The sequence below is a fragment of the Streptomyces longispororuber genome, from assembly GCF_024448165.1.
Lineage (GTDB): Bacteria > Actinomycetota > Actinomycetes > Streptomycetales > Streptomycetaceae > Streptomyces > Streptomyces longispororuber_A.
On the sequence record NZ_JAMOLN010000123.1, the window covers coordinates 1 to 17,314 of the forward strand.

General features: G+C 73.9%; 16 protein-coding genes. 6 read left to right on the forward strand and 10 right to left on the reverse strand.

Annotated features, from left to right (window positions below; genetic code table 11):
- The first annotated feature begins 133 nt into the window (after nt 1-133).
- Together M4J07_RS29500 and M4J07_RS29505 are read left to right on the forward strand one after the other, a co-directional pair.
- Nucleotides 134-424, forward strand: coding sequence for a tetratricopeptide repeat protein (locus M4J07_RS29500; RefSeq protein WP_305128343.1), 291 nt, complete (start codon nt 134-136; stop codon nt 422-424).
- Nucleotides 425-550: 126 nt separating this feature from the next.
- Nucleotides 551-1,762 carry a methyltransferase gene (locus M4J07_RS29505; RefSeq protein WP_374215102.1) on the forward strand — a complete coding sequence of 404 codons (1,212 nt, stop codon included), beginning with the start codon at nt 551-553 and terminating at the stop codon, nt 1,760-1,762.
- 146 nt (nt 1,763-1,908) lie between these two features.
- Here the strand turns inward: M4J07_RS29505 and M4J07_RS29510 are convergent, their stop codons facing one another.
- The 4 genes from M4J07_RS29510 to M4J07_RS29525 all read right to left on the reverse strand — a co-directional run bounded on the left by M4J07_RS29510 (nt 1,909) and on the right by M4J07_RS29525 (nt 8,580).
- Complete coding sequence (locus M4J07_RS29510) at nt 1,909-2,883, reverse strand: TrmB family transcriptional regulator (protein WP_255976570.1); 975 nt, start codon at nt 2,881-2,883, stop codon at nt 1,909-1,911.
- A complete protein-coding gene (locus tag M4J07_RS47990) occupies nt 2,880-6,647 on the reverse strand; it encodes a S8 family serine peptidase (RefSeq protein WP_308284783.1) in 3,768 nt (1,255 codons plus the stop codon). Before M4J07_RS47990 ends, M4J07_RS29510 begins: the two co-directional genes overlap by 4 nt.
- A 98-nt stretch (nt 6,648-6,745) precedes the next feature.
- Entirely contained in the window at nt 6,746-7,972 is a 1,227-nt protein-coding gene (locus M4J07_RS29520) for an MFS transporter (RefSeq protein WP_255976572.1), read from the reverse strand.
- Nucleotides 7,969-8,580: an ArsR/SmtB family transcription factor gene (locus tag M4J07_RS29525; protein WP_255976574.1), complete on the reverse strand. Its 612-nt coding sequence runs from the start codon at nt 8,578-8,580 to the stop codon at nt 7,969-7,971. Before M4J07_RS29525 ends, M4J07_RS29520 begins: the two co-directional genes overlap by 4 nt.
- Nucleotides 8,581-8,785: 205 nt before the next feature.
- On the opposite strand from M4J07_RS29525, the gene M4J07_RS29530 reads away from it, so the two are divergent.
- Complete coding sequence (locus M4J07_RS29530) at nt 8,786-9,556, forward strand: hypothetical protein (protein ID WP_255976575.1); 771 nt, start codon at nt 8,786-8,788, stop codon at nt 9,554-9,556.
- Nucleotides 9,557-9,565: 9 nt separating this feature from the next.
- On the opposite strand, the gene M4J07_RS29535 is transcribed toward M4J07_RS29530, so the two are convergent.
- From M4J07_RS29535 to M4J07_RS48295, 4 genes are all read right to left on the reverse strand, one after another.
- The gene (locus M4J07_RS29535) at nt 9,566-9,790 is read right to left on the reverse strand and encodes a hypothetical protein (RefSeq protein WP_255976625.1); all 225 of its coding nucleotides are present in this window, start codon (nt 9,788-9,790) and stop codon (nt 9,566-9,568) included.
- A gap of 212 nt (nt 9,791-10,002) precedes the next feature.
- Nucleotides 10,003-10,179, reverse strand: a complete 177-nt coding sequence (locus M4J07_RS29540) for a hypothetical protein (protein WP_255976577.1) — start codon at nt 10,177-10,179, stop codon at nt 10,003-10,005.
- A gap of 79 nt (nt 10,180-10,258) precedes the next feature.
- Nucleotides 10,259-10,879 (reverse strand): TOPRIM nucleotidyl transferase/hydrolase domain-containing protein, encoded by a 621-nt coding sequence (locus M4J07_RS29545; protein ID WP_255976623.1) that lies wholly within the window; start codon nt 10,877-10,879, stop codon nt 10,259-10,261.
- A gap of 54 nt (nt 10,880-10,933) precedes the next feature.
- Complete coding sequence (locus M4J07_RS48295; RefSeq protein WP_255976579.1) at nt 10,934-11,245, reverse strand: STAS domain-containing protein; 312 nt, start codon at nt 11,243-11,245, stop codon at nt 10,934-10,936.
- Nucleotides 11,246-11,995: 750 nt separating this feature from the next.
- Here M4J07_RS48295 and M4J07_RS29555 point away from each other — a divergent pair.
- Nucleotides 11,996-12,673 (forward strand): AIM24 family protein, encoded by a 678-nt coding sequence (locus M4J07_RS29555; protein ID WP_255976581.1) that lies wholly within the window; start codon nt 11,996-11,998, stop codon nt 12,671-12,673.
- A 54-nt stretch (nt 12,674-12,727) separates the two neighbouring features.
- Here M4J07_RS29555 and M4J07_RS29560 read toward each other — a convergent pair whose 3' ends face one another.
- Entirely contained in the window at nt 12,728-14,152 is a 1,425-nt protein-coding gene (locus M4J07_RS29560) for a dihydrolipoyl dehydrogenase family protein (protein ID WP_255976583.1), read from the reverse strand.
- A gap of 142 nt (nt 14,153-14,294) precedes the next feature.
- On the opposite strand from M4J07_RS29560, the gene trxA reads away from it, so the two are divergent.
- A complete protein-coding gene (trxA, locus tag M4J07_RS29565) occupies nt 14,295-14,684 on the forward strand; it encodes a thioredoxin (protein WP_255976585.1) in 390 nt (129 codons plus the stop codon).
- 72 nt (nt 14,685-14,756) lie between these two features.
- Here the strand turns inward: trxA and M4J07_RS29570 are convergent, their stop codons facing one another.
- Entirely contained in the window at nt 14,757-15,788 is a 1,032-nt protein-coding gene (locus M4J07_RS29570; RefSeq protein ID WP_255976588.1) for a LacI family DNA-binding transcriptional regulator, read from the reverse strand.
- Between the two features lie 106 nt (nt 15,789-15,894).
- Here M4J07_RS29570 and M4J07_RS29575 point away from each other — a divergent pair, with 106 nt between their 5' ends.
- Nucleotides 15,895-17,298: an amidase gene (locus M4J07_RS29575; protein ID WP_255976590.1), complete on the forward strand. Its 1,404-nt coding sequence runs from the start codon at nt 15,895-15,897 to the stop codon at nt 17,296-17,298.
- Nucleotides 17,299-17,314: the final 16 nt, after the last annotated feature.

Sequence of the window (17,314 nt, forward strand, 5' to 3'; positions counted from 1 at the left end):
CGGCGGGACCGGCTCCGTGATGCCCAGGGAATATGCCGTACGCCTCCTGTGGTTGACGGCGTCGAAGGAGGCAACAGTGGAGCAGAAGTACTACACGCAGGGGACGGCCGTGGAGCGCTGGGAGCGGGCGCGGATGTTCTTCGACGCGAAGGAGTACGCGACGGCCGCGCAGATCCTGGACGGTCTGGTCGAGGAGGTCCCGGAGCAGACGGGCCCGCGTCTGCTGCTGGCCCGCTCCTACTACCACTCCGCCCAACTGCGCCGCGCGGAGACGGAGTTGCGCACGATCGTGGAGCGCGACCCGGTCGAGCACTACGCGCGTCTGATGCTCGGCCGCACGCTGGAGCGGCAGGGCAGGGACGCCGAGGCGGCGCCGCACCTGCGGATGGCCGCGGCGCTCGCCGGGGACTTCCCGCAGGAGTGAGTGACCGGTCACCTCCCGCGGGAAGCGACCGGAGACCGGCCGGAGCACCGGACCGACGGGTGCGGCCGGGGCGCGACGCCCCGGCCGCACCGCCGTGTTCCGGCCCTCGGCTAGCCTTGCCGGACGATGAACCACACCGATCAGCCCACCCCCCGTCTGCGCACGACCTGGGGCGACCTCGACCTCACCCGCTTCCCGGAGGACCCCCGTGACCGGCTGCGCGCCTGGGACGCGGCCGACGCGTACCTGCTGCGCCGGCTCGCCGCCGACGGCACCGGCCTGACGGGTTCCGTCGTGGTGGTCGGCGACCGCTGGGGCGCCCTGGGCACGGCACTCGCGGGCGCGCCCGGGTGCGCTCCGGTGCTGATCTCCGACTCGTACCTGGGGCAGCGGGCGACGGCCGCGAACCTGGAGCGGGCCGGGCACACCGGGGCCCGGCTGCTCACCACGCAGGACGCGGCGCCCGACCGGATCGACGTGCTGATCGTCCGGGTGCCCAAGAGCCTCGCTCTCCTGGAGGACCAGCTGCACCGGCTGCGGCCCGCGCTGCACGAGGGCACGGTGGTCGTCGGCACGGGCATGGTCAAGGAGATCCACACCTCCACCCTGAAGCTGTTCGAGCGGAACATCGGCCCCACCCGCACCTCGCTCGCCGAGCAGAAGGCGCGACTGATCTTCACCACGCCCGACCTGGCGCCCGCCGCCGGCTCCCCCGGCTCGCCCGGCCCGAACCCGTGGCCGCACAGCTACCGGCTCCCCGACGACGTCGGCGTCCTGGCGGGCCGCACGGTCGTCAACCACGCCGGGGTGTTCTGCGCGGAGCGCCTCGACATCGGCACCCGGTTCTTCCTCCAGCACCTGCCGGACCGGTCCGGTGCCCGCCGCATCGTCGACCTGGGCTGCGGCAACGGAGTCGTGGGCACGAGCGCCGCGCTCACCCACCCGGACGCCGAGATCCTCTTCACGGACGAGTCGCACCAGGCGGTGGCGTCCGCGCGGGCGACGTACGCGGCGAACGCGGGCGACCGGCCCGGCGGCGCCGTGTTCCGGGTCGGTGACGGTCTGGCCGAGGCCGAACCGGAGAGCGTCGACCTGGTCCTGAACAACCCGCCGTTCCACTCGCACCAGGCGACGACGGACGCCACGGCGACGCGGATGTTCGCGCAGGCCCGTGCGGCCCTCGCGCCCGGCGGCGAGCTGTGGGTCGTAGGGAACCGGCACCTCGGCTACCACGTGAAGCTGCGCCGCCTGTTCGGCGACAGCGAACTCGTCGCGAGCGACCCGAAGTTCGTGGTGCTGAAGGCCGTCAAGCGGCCGTCCCGCCGCGGTGGCGCTTAGGCGCCACGGCGCCGAAGCGCCACCCCGATCACTCCCCTGGCGGCCCGGGATCCGCCACACTGTACGCACCCCGCAGGCGTCCAGCAGTGCGGCGGGCCCCGGAGTCGGCGCCGGGGCCCGCTCTTCCCCACCCGGCCCGCTCGCGGTCAGAGCCAGCCGCGGTCCCTTGCGTACCAGCCGAGTTGGAGCCGGGTGTCGGTGCCGGTGAGGTCCATCAGGCGGCGGATGCGCCGCTGGACGGTGCGCCGGCCGACACCGGCGCGGTGCGCCGCCGACGCGTCGGTGTGTCCGGCGAGGAGCAGCGCGAGGAGCGTGCGGTCCTCCTCGTCGAGCACGTCGCCCGTCGCCTCGGGACGCGGCTCGATCCGGCCGTCGCCGCTCTCGCGCAGGCTCGCCGCGTGCTCCCACTGGAACTCGAAGAGGGCCGTGAGCGCGTCGAGGACGCCGCCGCGCCGGACCACGAGGACGCCGTCGTGGTGCGGGCCGCCGTCGTCCAGTTGGACGACGGCGGTCTCGTCGTCGGCGATCAGCAGCTTGCAGGGCAGCTGCGGTGCGAAGCGGATCTCCTGGCCGCGGTCGAGGGAGGCCCGGATCACGGAGTGCGCGTCGGGTTCGTCGAGCACGTCGCGACCGATGACGAGGCGTTCGCGGATGCCGCGCGCACCGAGTTCGGTCTCCTCGTCGTCGGGGTGACGCACGTCGAGCACGCCGAAGGGCGGCCGGGCGAAGAAGCGGACCTCCGCGCGGGCGTCGCGCAGCACCTGCCGGATGAGCCGGCCGATGCGTTCACCGCCGTGCACCACGTCGAGGTGGCCGTCCTGCGGGTTCCGGTCGGCCCTGGCCCGGTAGGTCGCGGTGAGGCGTTCGGCGGCCTCCCGGGCGCGCCGCACCTCGACCTCGCGGGCGGAGACGAGTTCGGCGAGGGTGATCTGGGGCGGGGTCGCGGTCAGGCGCCCGTCGTCCGTGTACTCGGCCAGGCCGAGGGCGACGAGCCGGGCGGCGATCCGGCCCCGGACGGCGGGGACCAGCGGCCCGTCGGTGACGAGCCGCTGGTAGAGCCGCTCCTCGGCGGCACCGAGTCCGATGCCGCCGAGGGACGAGGGGCGTGGAGCACCGCTCACCGGCCGCACCAGATGTCGGTGCAGCCGGAGTTGTACGCCTTGATCAGCGTCTCCGTCAGGGAGGCGCCGGTGACGTCGGTGACCGTGGTGCGCAGCGACACCTTGGCCGGGCCCGCGGCGGGCACGGTGACCTTCCAGTCGTCGCCGTCGCGGTGGGTGCGCGCCTGCTGCCAGGTGGCGCCGTCGTCGGTCGAGTAGGCGACGGTCAGCGACTTCACCGGCCGGGCGTGGGTGCCGCCCTGGGTGCCGGCGGTGACGGTGTAGGTCAACTCCTCCTCCGGGTCGGTGGTGTTGAGTCCGTCGAGCGGGGTGTCGTAGGTGAGGTCGATGAGGCGGGCGGGGCTCGCCTTCCGCTCGTGTCCCGAGCGCAGCCGCCACTCGTCGGTGACGCGGGTGCCGAGGGTCCAGGTGACCTGGTCGCGGGCGGCGCGGGTGGCGTCGACGGTCAGCCGGTACCAGCGGTCGTCGCGCGGCAGGTCGAACACGGCCTGTCCGGGGCGGTCGTTGCTGTCGAGGACGGTGCCCCGGTCGTCGGCGAGGACGGTGCTGCCGGTGTCCGCCTCGGGCGCGGTCTCGGAGTGGTGCCCGGCCTCGTCGGAGAACGCGGGCAGGGAGATCCGGAGCTTGTCGCCGTCCCGGACGACGTGCTCGCCGTCGCGCAGCTCGGGGTTGAACGGCGCGGCCAGCCAACTCTCCTTGTACGTACGCCCCTTGGTGTACGTCGTCGGGTCGGTGACCTGGGTGCCCAGCGCGTAGGGCCGCTCGCCGACGTCGAACTGGTAGTGGAAGGTGGCCATGGACCAGGCCACGTCCGGGCTCACGTACACCTGCTGCCGCGACGGGGCGCGGAAGCGGGTGGTCTGCTGGACGAGCCGGACCCCCTGCCACGTGGTCCAGGCGTACAGGCCCTTGGGGTCGGACGGGTAGCCGTGGGTGTTCTCCATGGTGTCGATCCGGGCGAGGTCCGCGCGGCGGTCGTACCAGTCGGCGCCCGCGGGCAGCGTGCCGTCCTGCTTGTGGAAGAGGAAGTAGGCGGTCGGCGAGGTGTCGACGCCTTCGACGGTGAGGGTCAACGGCCCTTGTGCGAGGCGGTCCTTGAGGAGCGGTGCCGACTCGGCGTTCAGGGACGCGATCGGTGTCGGCCGGTACACGGAGAGGCCGTAGCCCTGGAGCAGGACGAGGGAGACGCCCGCGTCGGTGAGCTTCTGGTAGATCGCGTTGTTGACGGCGGACTGCGACGTCGCGGGCCGCCACAGGACGATCTTGCCGTTGAGGTCCTTGCCCGCCAGTTCGGCGTCGCTGCCGCCGCCGATGTCGACGACGTCCGCGGTCACCTTCCCGGTCCAGCGGTAGATGCTGTACTGGGCCAGCTGGAGGCCCAACTCCTGTGCGGGGCGGCCGGGTTCGTGGGCGTCGATCTCGCGCTGCTGCCAGCTGGTGCCGGCGAAGAAGCGCATGCCGTCGAACGTCTCGCCGTCCTTCGTGGGGACGACCTGCACCCGGTACGGTCCTGCGGCGCTGGTGGCGACCAGTCCGGTGGCGGAGCCGTCGGGCGTGGTGGTGCCGATGCCGGTGGCGCCGGAGGTGGTGGTGCGCACGCCGTCGTCGTCGACGCCGATCCTGACCGGTTTCGCGGCCTCCGTGCCGAGGGTGACGGAGGCGTCGTCGTCGACCGTGACGCGGCGGGCGTGGTGGACGGCGGTGACGGCGGTGATCGTGGTGCCGGCCTTGTCGTACTCCCAGGTGTGGCCGATCAGACGGTAGGTGCCGCGCGGCAGCGTGACGGAGCGGGGGGTGGTGCCGGTGAGGCTCGTCATGGTGGTGGCGCCGGTCTTCTCGTTCTGGATGACGACGCCGGTCTGGGTGGCCTCGGTCCCGGCGCGCGGCGCCGGTCCGGTCAGGGTGAGGGTGCGGGCGTCGTCGGGCGCGGTGACGGACACGGGTACGTGGACGGCGCCGCGGCCGGGCCAGTCCGCGGTGACGGTGCCGCCGTACGATCCGCCGGGTTCGGCGCCGGCCAGGTCGAGCCGGACGGTACTGGTGGCCGTGCCGCCGGCCGGGACGGTGACGGTCCGGGCCGGCACGCCGATCAGGGCGCCCTGCGCGCTGACGTCCAGGGTCACGGGCCGGTCGCCGTCGTTGTGCCAGGTGACGGTGCGGGTCTCGGGTTTCCCCGCGGCGCGGGCGGCGAGGGTGGCGGGCTCCGCGGTGACCTTCGCGGCGAACGACGCCGGTACGTCGACGAGTCCGCCGCCGGTCTGGTCGGCGGTGGTCCCCGCCACGGGTGCCGCGGTGCCGACGAGGGCGGCCTTGAGGCGCTGCCCGCTCCAGTCGGGGTGCTGCTGCCGGAGGAGGGCGGCGGCGCCCGCGACGTGCGGAGTGGCCATCGACGTGCCGGACAGCGAGGCGTACCGGGCGTTCACCGCGCTGTCGCCGAGGGTGCCCGCCGCGCGGGCGGCCACGATGGCGCTGCCGGGGGCGGCCACCTCTGGCTTGACGGCCCAGCGGCCCTGGCGCGGGCCGCGCGAGGAGAACGACGAGAGGGCGCCCTGCTTGGTGACGGAGCCGACGGTGAGCGCGGAGTCGGCGGCGCCGGGCGAACCGATCGTCCGGTCCCCGGTGTTGCCGGCGGCGATCACGAACAGCGGTCCGCCGTCGGCGGAGAGCCGGTCCACGGCGCCGGACAGCGGGTCGGTGCCGTCGGACGCGACGGACGTGCCGAGGCTCATCGAGACGATGTCGGCGTCCTCCTTCGCTGCCCACTCCATCCCGGCGATGATCCACGAGTCGTAGCCGCTGCCGCTGTTGTCGAGGACCTTGCCCTCCAGCAGCCGGGCGCCGGGGGCGACGCCCGCGTACCGCCCGGCGGAGGCGGCGCCGGACCCGGCGACGGTCGAGGACACGTGGGTGCCGTGGCCCTGGACGTCCTGGATGCCGTCACCGGTGAAGTCGGCCTCGCCGGCCACCTTGCCCTTGAGGTCGGGGTGCCCGGTGTCGTAGCCGGTGTCCAGGACGGCGACCCTGACGCCCTGGCCGTCGACGCCCTGGCGGTGGGCGACGTCGGCGCCGATCTGCGGCACGGATTCGTCGAGGGTCGCCCGGACGCGCCCGTCGAGCCAGACCTTGCCGATCCCGGCGTTCTTCGCGGCGGCCCCGGCGGTCGCGAGCCGCCGCCACACGGCGCCCGCGTGCTTCTTGGGGACGCTGAGCACGGCTGCACCCGCGGTGCTGAACTCGCGCTCCAGTCGGGCGTGTTCGGGTGCTTCGGGTCCGCCGTCGACCGACGGGGCGTCGCCGACGACGAGTCGCAGCGCGGCCGTGTCGGCGTCGGCGTACCCGTCGGCGACGAGGGTGCTGACGTCGAACAGCCGCTGGTCCACCCGGCCCTGCGCGATCTGCTCGGCGGCGTCGATCGGCACGGCGTACTCGTGGCCGTCGACGTGGTAGCGGGTGAAGCCCATGCCGTCACGGCCGGGCCCGGGCACGATCCGGTCGATGCGCGGGCCGCCGCCCGTGCCGTCGTCGTCCGCGTACCAGACGACGTCTCCGGTGAGCAGGGTGACGCTCCGGGCGGCCGCGCCGGGCCCCGCGGTGGCCGCGGGGTCGGTCAACCGCGGCCCGTCGTCCGCCCCTTGGGCGGAGCCGGGCAGTACGCCCCCGAGCACGGCGGCGACCACCAGTGCGGCGCCAGCCGCCCGCCGCCCCGCCCCGGCCCCTCGCCGTCGCCCGCGGCTGCCCGTAGGCAGCTGTCTGCTGGTTGGCACGCTGGTCCCTCCCCGGTCCGACGCTGATTTCGCAGCGAACGATCGCAGGAGGGCGCGACGCGTGGGCCGATGCGGGCGGGCGAGAAAGTGCCGTGGCGTCAATCCGCCACCGTGCGCGGCCACTTCACGGTCGCGCACGCGGCGGCCAGCAGGCACACGCCGCCGCACCCGGCCAGGAACACCCCGGCCCCCCACACCTCGGCGACGACGCCGGCGAGCGGGAACAGGAGCGGGCTGAGGCCGAGCGTGCACAGGGAGGTGACCGAGGTGACCCGGCCGATGTAGGCGGGGTCGGTGTCCTGCTGGAGCAGCGCGTGTCCGAGGACCATCGGGATCCCGCCGGCCGCGCCCAGCAGCGCGCACAGCGCCACGGCGGCGCCCGGTCCCGGCCGGGCGAGGCCGAGGGTGGTGACGAACACGGCGGTCAGTGCCAGGCACACGGCGAGGACGGCGCGGGGTGCGGGCACCCGGGGCACGGCGCTGAACGCGATGCCGACCGCGGCGCCCGCGACGCTGAACGCTCCGAGCAGCAGCGAGAGGGTGCCGGGGCTCCAGCCGCGCTCACCGGTGAGGAGGACGAGGGCGGTGCCGACGGGACCGCTGAAGCACATCTCACCGAGTCCGATGACCACGACGAGCCGGACGAGGGTGCGCCGCCCGCGCAAGTACCGCAGCCCGTCACGCAGTTGGGTCATGACGGGCGCGGCCGCCGGTGCGGGGCGGCCCGGGGTGCGCAGGACGGCGAGCAGGACGAGCGACACCGCGAACAGGGCGCCGACGCCGGCGAACGCGCCCGCGGCCCCTCCGGCGGTCAGTGCCGCGGCGGCCGCGAGCGGCCCGACGGTGTTGGCGAGCCGTACCGCGAGGGACCGCAGGCCCTGGACGCGGGTGAGTTCCTCGCGCGCGGTCAGGCTCGGCGGCAGTGCCCCGACGGCGGGCATGAACAGCGCGTCGGCGACGCCGAAGCAGACGGCGAGCACGCACAGGACGGCGAGTTCGGGCCCGCGCGTGTACGTGGCGAGGGCGGCGGCGAGGACGGTCAGACAGCGCACGAGGTCGCTGCCGATCAGGACCCGGCGCGGTCCGAACCGGTCGGCGAGCACCCCGCCGCCGAGCATCAGGAGGGCGCGCGGCACGGCGCCCGCGGCGAGCACGAGCCCGGCCCGCGCGGGGCCGGCCGCTTCGGATACGGCCCAGGTGAGGGCGGTGAAGTAGATGACGTCGCCGGTGACGGACGTGGTGTAGGCGCCGAGCCAGCGCAGCACGTTCGGGTCGCGGTGGGCGGGTGCGACGGGGGCGTGCCGGGTGTGCGTCGGCGCGGTCACGGGGCCGGCTCGGGGGCGGCAGGCCCTTCCGCGGGGAAGGCCTGGAACTGCACGATGACCGGCGCGGACCCGTCGGCCGCCGGACGCTCCCGATAGCGGGCCACGACCGCCGCCAACTCACCTTTGAGCACCGCGAGTTCGTCCGGGGTGACGTGGACGGTGAAGTCGCTGAACGTCGACACCGCGAACCACTCGTCGGCGATCACGGGCACGATCTGCGTGGCCGCGCGGCGCAGGTTCTCGGCGGCGGCGAGAGCCACGGCCCGGCTGTAGGCGCGCCCCTCGGGCCCGCCGCTCTCGGCCGGATCGTGCTGGGAGCCCGCGTGCAGGGCCCGCCACCAGCGGTCGCGCCGGTTGCCCCGCCCGGTGTCCTCCTCGATGAGACCGCCCTGTGCGAGTTTGCGCAGGTGATAGCTCGCGGCGCCGGAGTCGAGGTCGAACTGCCGGGCCAACTGCCGTGCGGTCGCCGGCCCTTGCCGCCGCAGCTGGTTGAGGAGGGCGAGCCGGACGGGATGGGCGAGGACGCGCAGCGCGGCGGTGTCGAGCGCGATGTCGTCCCGAGCGGACGGGAGTTGCCCCTCCGGAGGCTCCGTTCGAGGTTGCGTCATGCGCCCGACCCTAGAACGCGAACACTTCTTCCGGAAGAGTCATTCGCGAAGAACTCTTCGCGAATGACCGTTCGCGAATGACTCTTCGCGGCGAGGGAGACAGTGAGCGGTTACTGTCGGGCAGACCCGCTCCGGCCATAGTAAAAACCAGTAACTTCGCTACTCCTCTTGCGAGTTGACAGCAAACGCTTACATCCTGCCGCCCATGAGAACCCCTGCCGCACGAACCCGCCGCCTGCTCGTCACCGTCGGCGCCGCCGCGCTGCTCACCCTGGGCGCCGCCGGCCAGAGCTGGGCCTCCACCCCCACCGTCCGCTGGTCGACGAGCGCACCGACCCCGGTCACGAAGGTGACCCTGCCGATGTCGTTCGAGTCGGCACCCGACGCGTCCGGCATCTACTTCGCGTACTACACGACCCTGGAGAGCGGTACCCGCCCGTACGCGGGCTTCCAGCCCAAGCCGGTGAGCGGCTCGGGGCAGCCGCAACTCCAGGCGGTCTTCAGCTCGTTCAACGCGAACGCGACGACCACCGACAGCAACTGCTCCTACGGCGCGGACGGCGGCGCGGGCGTCAGCTGCGCGGTCCGCTTCGACTACACGAAGGGCACGATGTACGCGCTCGTGCTGCAGCGCGCGAGCGACGACGGGACGACGCAGCTGATGACGGGTGACGTCGTGAACCGCTCGACCGGCGCCGCGGTCGCCCACATCGGCAGCTTCCGGCTGCCGATCGCCTCCGGCCGCTTCAAGGCGTCGGACGCGGGCTTCGTCGAGCCGTACCTGACGGCGGGGTGCGCGCAGCGGGTCACGGTCACGTACGGCACGCCGACCGGCACCGAGGGCGGCGTCACGTACACGGGCGGGCTTCCGACGGTCACCGATCCGACATCGGGGAGCTGCCTCAGCAGTACGTCGACGGACACCTCGGCGGGCCGGCAGGTGACGGTCACCGGGGACCAGTACACCGGCGGGTGACGGGCCGCTCTACGCGGGGCCGGGCGAGACCCACTCACTCAGCGGCCACTCCCGCTCGTCGTCGTCCAGTTCCGTGAGCCGCACCTCGACGCCGCCGTGGTCCTGGTGCTCGCGCACCAGGCCGGCGCACTTCGCCTCGGCCACGTCGGCGTCGTCCCACCATCCGTGCAGGACCACCTGGCCGCGCACGGTGAGCGTCAGGTGGTAGCGGCCGGGGCGGGTGAGGGCGGGCACGCGAGCCAATGCCGGTGCGGGTGTCGGAGTCGGCGCAGGTGCCGGCCTGGGTGCGGGTGCCGGCGAGGCGGACGGCGGACCGCCGGGCGCCGTCTCACCGGCATCCGCGCGCACGACACGCCCCACGACATGACTCATGACGTCAACTAGAGCACACGTTCGAATCGCGTCGCAACCGGACACGCAGGCGATCAGGACCCCGCGCCGTGGCCCTAGGCGGCCTTCACGATCTCGCCACGGACGGCCGCCGCCCACTCGACGACGAGCACCTCGTACTCCCGGCGCTGCTCCGCGCTCAACTGCCCACGGCTGCGCGCCAGAAGGCCGCGAATCTGCTCGTTGAGCTCGTCGGCAGACCGCGCGGAACCAGAACGCTCGGTGGGGATCATGTGAAGAGCCTATCCCCCGCCACTGACATCGGGCACCGGATTTCCGTCCGGCCCCCGGTCGCCGAGGACCGGCGACGGGTCACAGCACCGCGAACAGATCGTCCAGCGGGGCCGGGACCCGGTCGAGGTCGAGGGCTTCCGCGAGGAGACTCCCGTAGCGGATCTTGCGGCCCTTCCTCGTGCCGAGGAAGCGCCGGAGCCGGGCCTCCAGCGGCCGGTCCTGATGGGCGGGCTGGCGCAGGAACGTCTGCCAGGCCCGCAGGTCGTCGTCCTCGGCGCGGACGATCTCCTCGACCCGTGCCGCGCCCAGCGCGCGGATGAACTCGTCCTCCAGATCGGCCTCGCACACGAAGAAGTCGCGGCCCGGCGCCCCGGCCCGCTCCCAGCCGCGCTCGTAGTAGCCCCGCTCCCGCTCGTCGCACAGCCCCGTGAGGCGCAGCCCGAGGTGGGGCGGCCCGAGCAGCGAGGCGTACCGCCCGACGCTCATGGCGCCGCCCATCGACACCACGGCCACTCCCTCGGCGGCCAGGTCGCGGGCCCGGCGCGCGGCCAGCGTCTCGACGGCCGCGAGGTCGCTCGGCCCCTCCAGCAGCACCGCCGTCCGCAGACCGAGCCGCCCGGCCAGTTCACCCGCCGGTCCGCCGGGGCCGCCGGCTGCCCACCGGTCGACCGCTTCCCGGAACGCCCACATGTCCGCCATGAGGTGAGTCTGCACGTCCACCACCCGGCACCGCACGCGATATACGGCGCCCGTCTACGGGCCGCCCAGCAGCGGACCCGCCGTCCCCGTGATCTCCAGGACGCGGCGCACCGGCCGGGTGACGGCGACCAGCCGGAGGTCGCCGCCCTCGCGCAGCGCCCGGCGCTGGTGCCGCACCAGCAGGTTCACACCGGTCGAGTCGGTGAACGGCACCTCGGCGAGGTCGAGTTCGCAGCTTCGGGTGTGGAGCGCTGCCAGCACCCGGTCGAGCTGAGGAGCGGTCAGTACGTCCAGCTCCCCCGAGATCCGCAGCAGCACCGTCTCACCTGCGTCGACCAACTGGACATCGAGAAGAGGTGTGTTCACGCTCTCCACCCCCAACCATCTGTCGCTCTCGGGTCGTTCACACTGCCGGGGGCATGTGCCTACGGCGTCCCGTCCTATGGAACACCTGACGGCCGCGGTTCTCCATAGGCCCGGTGGGGGACGAGCCGTCGCCCCGGGTTGACGGCGTCGGCGACCTTGAGAGTACTCCGGCATATGCCGTACGGTGAGGCTGGTGGGAGGGACGCCTCCCCCGCGCCCCCAAGACCCCGGGCCGAATGACGTGACGAATGGACAGCCGGAGCCGCATCGCCGACTACGCGGCTCCGGCCCTCCATCCGTGGCGCGACCGGGTCGGTACTCCCGCAGACCCCGCGCCACCGGATGGAGCGTGCGAGGGAGTGTGTGAAGGGGAGCCGCACTGCCTCGCGAGCGCCCCTGCCGACGTTCGAACCCGATTTCCGGCAGGGGCGCTGTAGCCATCATTACCGGCCGACGCGCGTAGCACTCACGGTGCGACGCGGAATCGCCGTGAATCCGTTCCGTTTCCTGGCGCGCGCCCACCATCACGTGCCCGCCCGGCCGTTGGGCGGGCTTCCGGCGGGTACGGACGAGGCGGTCCGCTGCCCGGGCAATGCGGTTGCCGGGAGCGTCCGTTGCCCGTGACACTGCGCCCCGTCATGACAAGTACCCCCGGGAACAAGCCCGTTGCATCAGGGGGCAAGGCTGCGACCGGAGCGGCCCCCGTCCCCGCACTTGTCGGAAGGAATCCCTCCGGGCCACGATGCCCGCATGAAGGGTGATCTTTTCGCGCGTGAGTACATGGTCCAGGCCGCGGTCGCACCGGGCATGAGCGTTCAGAACGCCAAGTCGATCCGGTACGTGGTCGACGGCGAGATGCTGGCGCGCCAGGGGGCGATGATCGCCTACCGGGGGAAGCTGCAGTTCGAACGGAAGGGGCAGGGCGTCGGCGGCATGCTGAAGCGGGCCGTCACCGGGGAGGGGCTGCCCCTGATGAAGGTGCGCGGGCAGGGCGAGGCCTGGTTCGCGCAGGAGGCGCAGAACGTGTTCGTCGTCGACATCGAGCCCGGCGACCTGTTCACGGTCAACGGCCGCAACGTCCTCTGCTTCGACGCCACGCTGTCGTACGACATCAAGACGGTGAAGGGCGCGGGGATGAGCGGCGGCGGCCTGTTCAACAGCGTCTTCAGCGGGCACGGGAAGCTCGGCCTCGTGTGCGAGGGCAATCCGCTGGTGCTGCCGGTGTCACCGCAGCAGCCGGTGTACGTGGACACCGACGCGATCGTCGGCTGGACCGCCGACCTCCGTACGTCGCTGCACCGTTCGCAGTCCATCGGCTCGATGATCCGCGGCGGATCGGGGGAGGCGGTCCAGCTCATGCTGGAGGGCGAGGGCTTCGTCGTCGTGCGCCCGAGCGAGGCGACGCCGCAGAAGCCGCAGCAGCACTGAGGGTCGTCGGATTCTCGTCGTCGCCCGCGGGCGACGACGAGAATCCGACGGTCCCTAGCCGCGATACGTCTCCAGCAGGCGCAGCCACACCTCGCTCACCGTGGGGTAGGCGGGGACCGCGTGCCACAGCCGGTCGATGGGGACCTCGCCCGCGATGGCGATCGTCGCCGCGTGGATCAGTTCGCCGACGCCGGGGCCGACGAAGGTGACGCCGAGGAGGACCTCCCGGTCGAGGTCGACGACCATGCGGGCGCGGCCCGTGTAGCCCTCGGCGTAGAGGCTCGCCCCCGCCACGTTCGCCAGGTCGTAGTCGACGGCGCGGACGCGGTGGCCGGCCGCCTCCGCCTCGGCGAGGGTCAGGCCCGCGCTCGCCGCCTCCGGGTCGGTGAAGACGACCTGGGGGACGGCGTCGTGGTCGGCGGTGGCGGCGTGGGCGCCCCAGCGGTCGGTCTCCAGGAGGGGCACGCCCTGCGCGCGGGCGGAGATCGCGGCGCCCGCGATCCGGGCCTGGTACTTGCCCTGGTGGGTGAGGAGCGCCCGGTGGTTGGCGTCACCGACGGCGTACAGCCAGTCGCTGCCCTCGACCCGCAGGGAGTCGTCGACCGGGAGCCACGAACCCGGTTCCAGGCCGACCGTCTCCAGGCCGATGTCGTCGGTGCGCGGTGCGCGGCCCGTCGCGAAGAGGATCTCGTCGGCCTCGACCGTCGAACCGTCACCGAGCGTGGCCGTGACCGTGCCGCCCTTGCGCTCGACGGCCGTCACCGAGACCCCGGTCCGCACGTCGGCGCCCGCCTCGCGCAGCGCGTCCGTCACCAGCTCCCCGGCGAACGGCTCCATCCGGTTCAGCAGTCCGCCGCCGCGTACGAGCACCGTGACCTGCGAGCCGAGCGCCTGCCAGGCCGTGGCCATCTCGGTGGCGACGACCCCGCCGCCGACCACGATCAGGCGGCCGGGGGCCCGCTCCGCGCTGGTCGCCTCGCGGCTCGTCCACGGCGCGACGTCGGCGAGGCCCGGCAGCCCCGGCAGGGCGGCGCGGGTGCCGGTGCAGACGGCGACGGCGTGCCGGGCGGTGAGCGTGGTGACCGTGCCGTCGTCGGCGGTCACCGTGACCGCGCGGGGCCCGGCGAGTCGGCCGTGGCCGCGGTACAGGTCGACGCCGATGGACTCGATCCAGCCGACCTGGCCGTCGTCCTTCCAGTGGGAGGTGAAGTCGTCGCGATGGGCAAGTACGGCAGGGGTGTCGAGGGGGCCCTGCACGGCCTGGCGCAGGCCGGGCAGCCGGCGGGCGTCGGCGCGGGCGAGCACCGGGCGCAGCAGCGCCTTGCTGGGCATGCACGCCCAGTACGAGCACTCGCCGCCGACGAGCTCGCTCTCCACGATCGCCACGCTCAGTCCACCGGCCCGTGCCCGGTCGGCGACGTTCTCGCCGACCGGTCCCGCCCCCACCACTACTACGTCGTACTCGTTGGCTTCCGTCATGGAGCCCAGTCTGGTGGTAGGTGTGCGTACGGGCCACATGGGTACGAGCGCGGAATACGTCCGTCATGCGGACCGTTGTGCACAGCGGCATTGCCCCCTACGGCTTCGCCCCGAACCCAGGAAGCAGGAAGAGGGAAACACCATGAGCAGCACCACCGTGGAGCTGACCAAGGAGAACTTCGACTCGACGGTCACGGAGAACGAGTTCGTGCTGATCGATTTCTGGGCGTCCTGGTGCGGGCCCTGCAAGCAGTTCGCCCCCGTCTACGAGAAGTCCGCCGAGGCCAATCCCGATCTGGTCTTCGGCAAGGTGGACACGGAGGCGCAGCCGGAGCTGGCCGCCGCGTTCGGCATCCAGTCGATCCCGACGCTGATGATCGTCCGTGACCAGGTGGCCGTGTTCGCCCAGCCGGGCGCGCTGCCGCAGGAGGCCCTGGACGACGTGATCGGGCAGGCGCGCAAGCTGGACATGGACGAGGTCCGCAAGTCGATCGCCGAGCAGCAGGCGCAGCAGCCGTCCGACGAGGGCTGACCCGCCGCAGCGGCGGACGAGCGGGGCGGTCGCCGACGGCGGCCGCCCCGCGGTGTCCGTGGGCGGGTCCGGTCAGGTCGAGGCGCGGGCGACCACGGTCGCCGCGAGCACGTCGTGCACCTCGGGCTCGGCGGCCGGGTCCCGGACCAGCCGGTCGACCAGCTCGGCGAGCTCCTCGCCCGACGGCAGGTCGATCCGGACGGTGCTGAGCCGGGGGCGCAGCAGCCGGCCCAGCATCAGGTCGTCGGCACCGATCACGGCGACGTCACCGGGGACGGTGGCGCCGGCGTCCTGGAGCGCGCGCATCAGCAGCATCGCGTACTCGTCGTTGTAGGCGAACACGGCACGCAGGCCCGACTCCGTCAGCTGCGCGGCGACCTGGGCCGCGCTCTCCTCGTCGTACGCGAGCGGCAGTGCCACCACCTCCGCGCCGCTCTCCCGCACGCCCGCGAGCCGGGGTTCGGCGAACACGCCGAGGCCCGGCTCGCGGGGTACGACGACCCCGACGCGCCGGTGGCCGCGGGCGAGGAGGTGCTCCCCCGCGACGCGGCCGACCTCGCGGTGGTCCATGAGCAGCGCGTGCGCGCCGTCGACCGGGGCGGGTCCCAGGGTGATGACGGCCCGGGCGCCGGACCGCTTGAGCAGGGCGATCCCGTCGGGGCCCATGCCGACCGGGGCGAGCACGGCGACGGGGCGCAGCTCGGCCCAGGCGCGGGCCGCGTCGTCGCCGCCGAGGCCGACGCTGCCGTACTGCACGACCGTGTAGTCGAGGCGGCTGAGCGCCCACTGCAACGCGTTGAGGAAGCCGCTGTAGAGCGGGCCGACCGGAACCTCGGGGGTCGGCATGAGGACGATGCGGGTGTGTCCGGCGCGCAGGCTGCGGGCGGCGGCGTGCGGGACGTAGCCGAGTTCCTTGGCGGCGTCGTGGACGCGGCGCCGGGTGGGTTCGCTGATGCGGACGGCGCTGGTGTTGTTCAGGACGTAACTGACGGTGGCGCGCGAGACCCCGGCGAGGCGCGCGACGTCGGCACTGGTCGGCACGGCGCCCCGGGCGGGCTCGGCGGGCCGGGGCTTGGCGGGCTGCTGCTTCGGTATCTGCACCATGACGTACGGCATCCTTCCAGACCGGCCGGGGCGCCCTGCCCCCGGGCGTGCCACGGTGGCCACCGGCCGATAACGTGCGTTCACCACAGGGGAATTGGAGGTGTCCATGGCCACCGAGACGCTGCCGGGGCTCGGCGCCGCGGCGCGGGCCCTCGCCGAGGGGACGGTGTCGTCGCGCGCGCTGGTCGAGCAGGCCCTCGACCGGATCGAGCGGACCCAGCCGGTGCTGAACGCGTTCCGCCGGGTACGGGGCGAGGCCGCGCTCGCCGAGGCGGACGCGGCGGACCGCGAGCTGGCGGCCGGGAAGCGGCTGCCGCTGCTCGGCGTGCCGGTGGCGGTCAAGGACGACACGGACGTGGCCGGGGAGCCGACCGCGTTCGGCTGCGCCGGGGAGTTCCCCGTGCGGAGCGAGGACGCGGAGGCGGTGCGCAGGCTGCGGGCCGCGGGAGCCGTGGTCGTCGGCAAGACGAACACGTGCGAGCTGGGGCAGTGGCCCTTCACCGAGGGTCCCGCGTTCGGTGACACCCGCAATCCGTGGGCGCCCGCGCACACGCCGGGCGGTTCGTCCGGGGGTTCGGCCGCGGCCGTCGCGGCGGGGCTCGTCCCGGCGGCGCTCGGCTCGGACGGGGCGGGCAGCGTACGGATCCCGGCGGCCTGGACGCATCTGGTGGGCATCAAGCCGCAGCGGGGCCGGATCTCGACGTGGCCGTGGGCGGAGGCGTTCCACGGGATCACGGTGAACGGCACCCTCGCCCGCACCGTCGAGGACGCGGCGCTGCTCCTGGACGCGGCGAGCGGCAGCCACGCGGGGGACCGGCACCGGCCGCCCGCCGTGCAGGCCGCCGAGGCCGCACGGCGCGACCCGGGCCGGCTGCGGATCGCCCTGTCACTGCGCATGCCGTTCACGGCCACGCCGAAGCGGCTGAGCCCGGCCGTGCGGGCGCGGGTCGTCGCGCTCGCGGAGCGGCTCGCGGCGCTCGGCCACGATGTCGAGGAGGCCGATCCGCGCTACGGGCAGATCGGCCTCGCGTTCGTGCCGCGCGCGACGGCCGGGATCACGGAGTGGGTGGACCGGATACCCGATCCGGCCCGGCTGGATCCGCGCACCCGGGAGGCCGCCCGGATGGGCCGGCTGCTCGGCGGCGCGCCGCTGCGCCTGGCCAAGCGGTCGGAGGCGGCGCTGCACCGCCGGATCGGGGCGGTCTTCGACACCTACGACGTGGTGCTGGCGCCGACCACGGCCGCTCCCCCGCCGCGGATCGGGGACCTGGCGCGGCTGAACGGCTGGCGCACGGACCGCGCGATGATCGCCGCGTGTCCGTACGCCTGGCCGTGGAACGTGCTCGGCTGGCCGGGGGTGAACGTGCCGGCCGGTCTGGTCGGCGACGGTCTGCCGGTCGGCGCTCAACTCCTCGGGCCCGCCCACAGCGAGCCGCTGCTGATCTCGCTGGCGGCCCAACTGGAGGCGGACCAGCGGTGGTTCGAGCGCCGTCCGCCCGCCTTCGGCTAGTCGCCCGCTTCTAGCT

What these genes read in the sequence shown, in the direction of transcription:
- M4J07_RS29500 (WP_305128343.1), top strand. Translation starts at nt 134, where the DNA reads ATGTTCTTCGACGCGAAGGAGTACGCGACGGCCGCGCAGATCCTGGAC.
- M4J07_RS29505 (WP_374215102.1), top strand. Translation starts at nt 551, where the DNA reads ATGAACCACACCGATCAGCCCACCCCCCGTCTGCGCACGACCTGGGGC.
- M4J07_RS29525 (WP_255976574.1), bottom strand. Translation starts at nt 8,580, where the DNA reads ATGACGCAACCTCGAACGGAGCCTCCGGAGGGGCAACTCCCGTCCGCT.
- M4J07_RS29530 (WP_255976575.1), top strand. Translation starts at nt 8,786, where the DNA reads ATGAGAACCCCTGCCGCACGAACCCGCCGCCTGCTCGTCACCGTCGGC.
- M4J07_RS29540 (WP_255976577.1), bottom strand. Translation starts at nt 10,179, where the DNA reads ATGATCCCCACCGAGCGTTCTGGTTCCGCGCGGTCTGCCGACGAGCTC.
- M4J07_RS29545 (WP_255976623.1), bottom strand. Translation starts at nt 10,879, where the DNA reads ATGGCGGACATGTGGGCGTTCCGGGAAGCGGTCGACCGGTGGGCAGCC.
- M4J07_RS29555 (WP_255976581.1), top strand. Translation starts at nt 11,996, where the DNA reads ATGAAGGGTGATCTTTTCGCGCGTGAGTACATGGTCCAGGCCGCGGTC.
- M4J07_RS29560 (WP_255976583.1), bottom strand. Translation starts at nt 14,152, where the DNA reads ATGACGGAAGCCAACGAGTACGACGTAGTAGTGGTGGGGGCGGGACCG.
- trxA (WP_255976585.1), top strand. Translation starts at nt 14,295, where the DNA reads ATGAGCAGCACCACCGTGGAGCTGACCAAGGAGAACTTCGACTCGACG.
- M4J07_RS29570 (WP_255976588.1), bottom strand. Translation starts at nt 15,788, where the DNA reads ATGGTGCAGATACCGAAGCAGCAGCCCGCCAAGCCCCGGCCCGCCGAG.
- M4J07_RS29575 (WP_255976590.1), top strand. Translation starts at nt 15,895, where the DNA reads ATGGCCACCGAGACGCTGCCGGGGCTCGGCGCCGCGGCGCGGGCCCTC.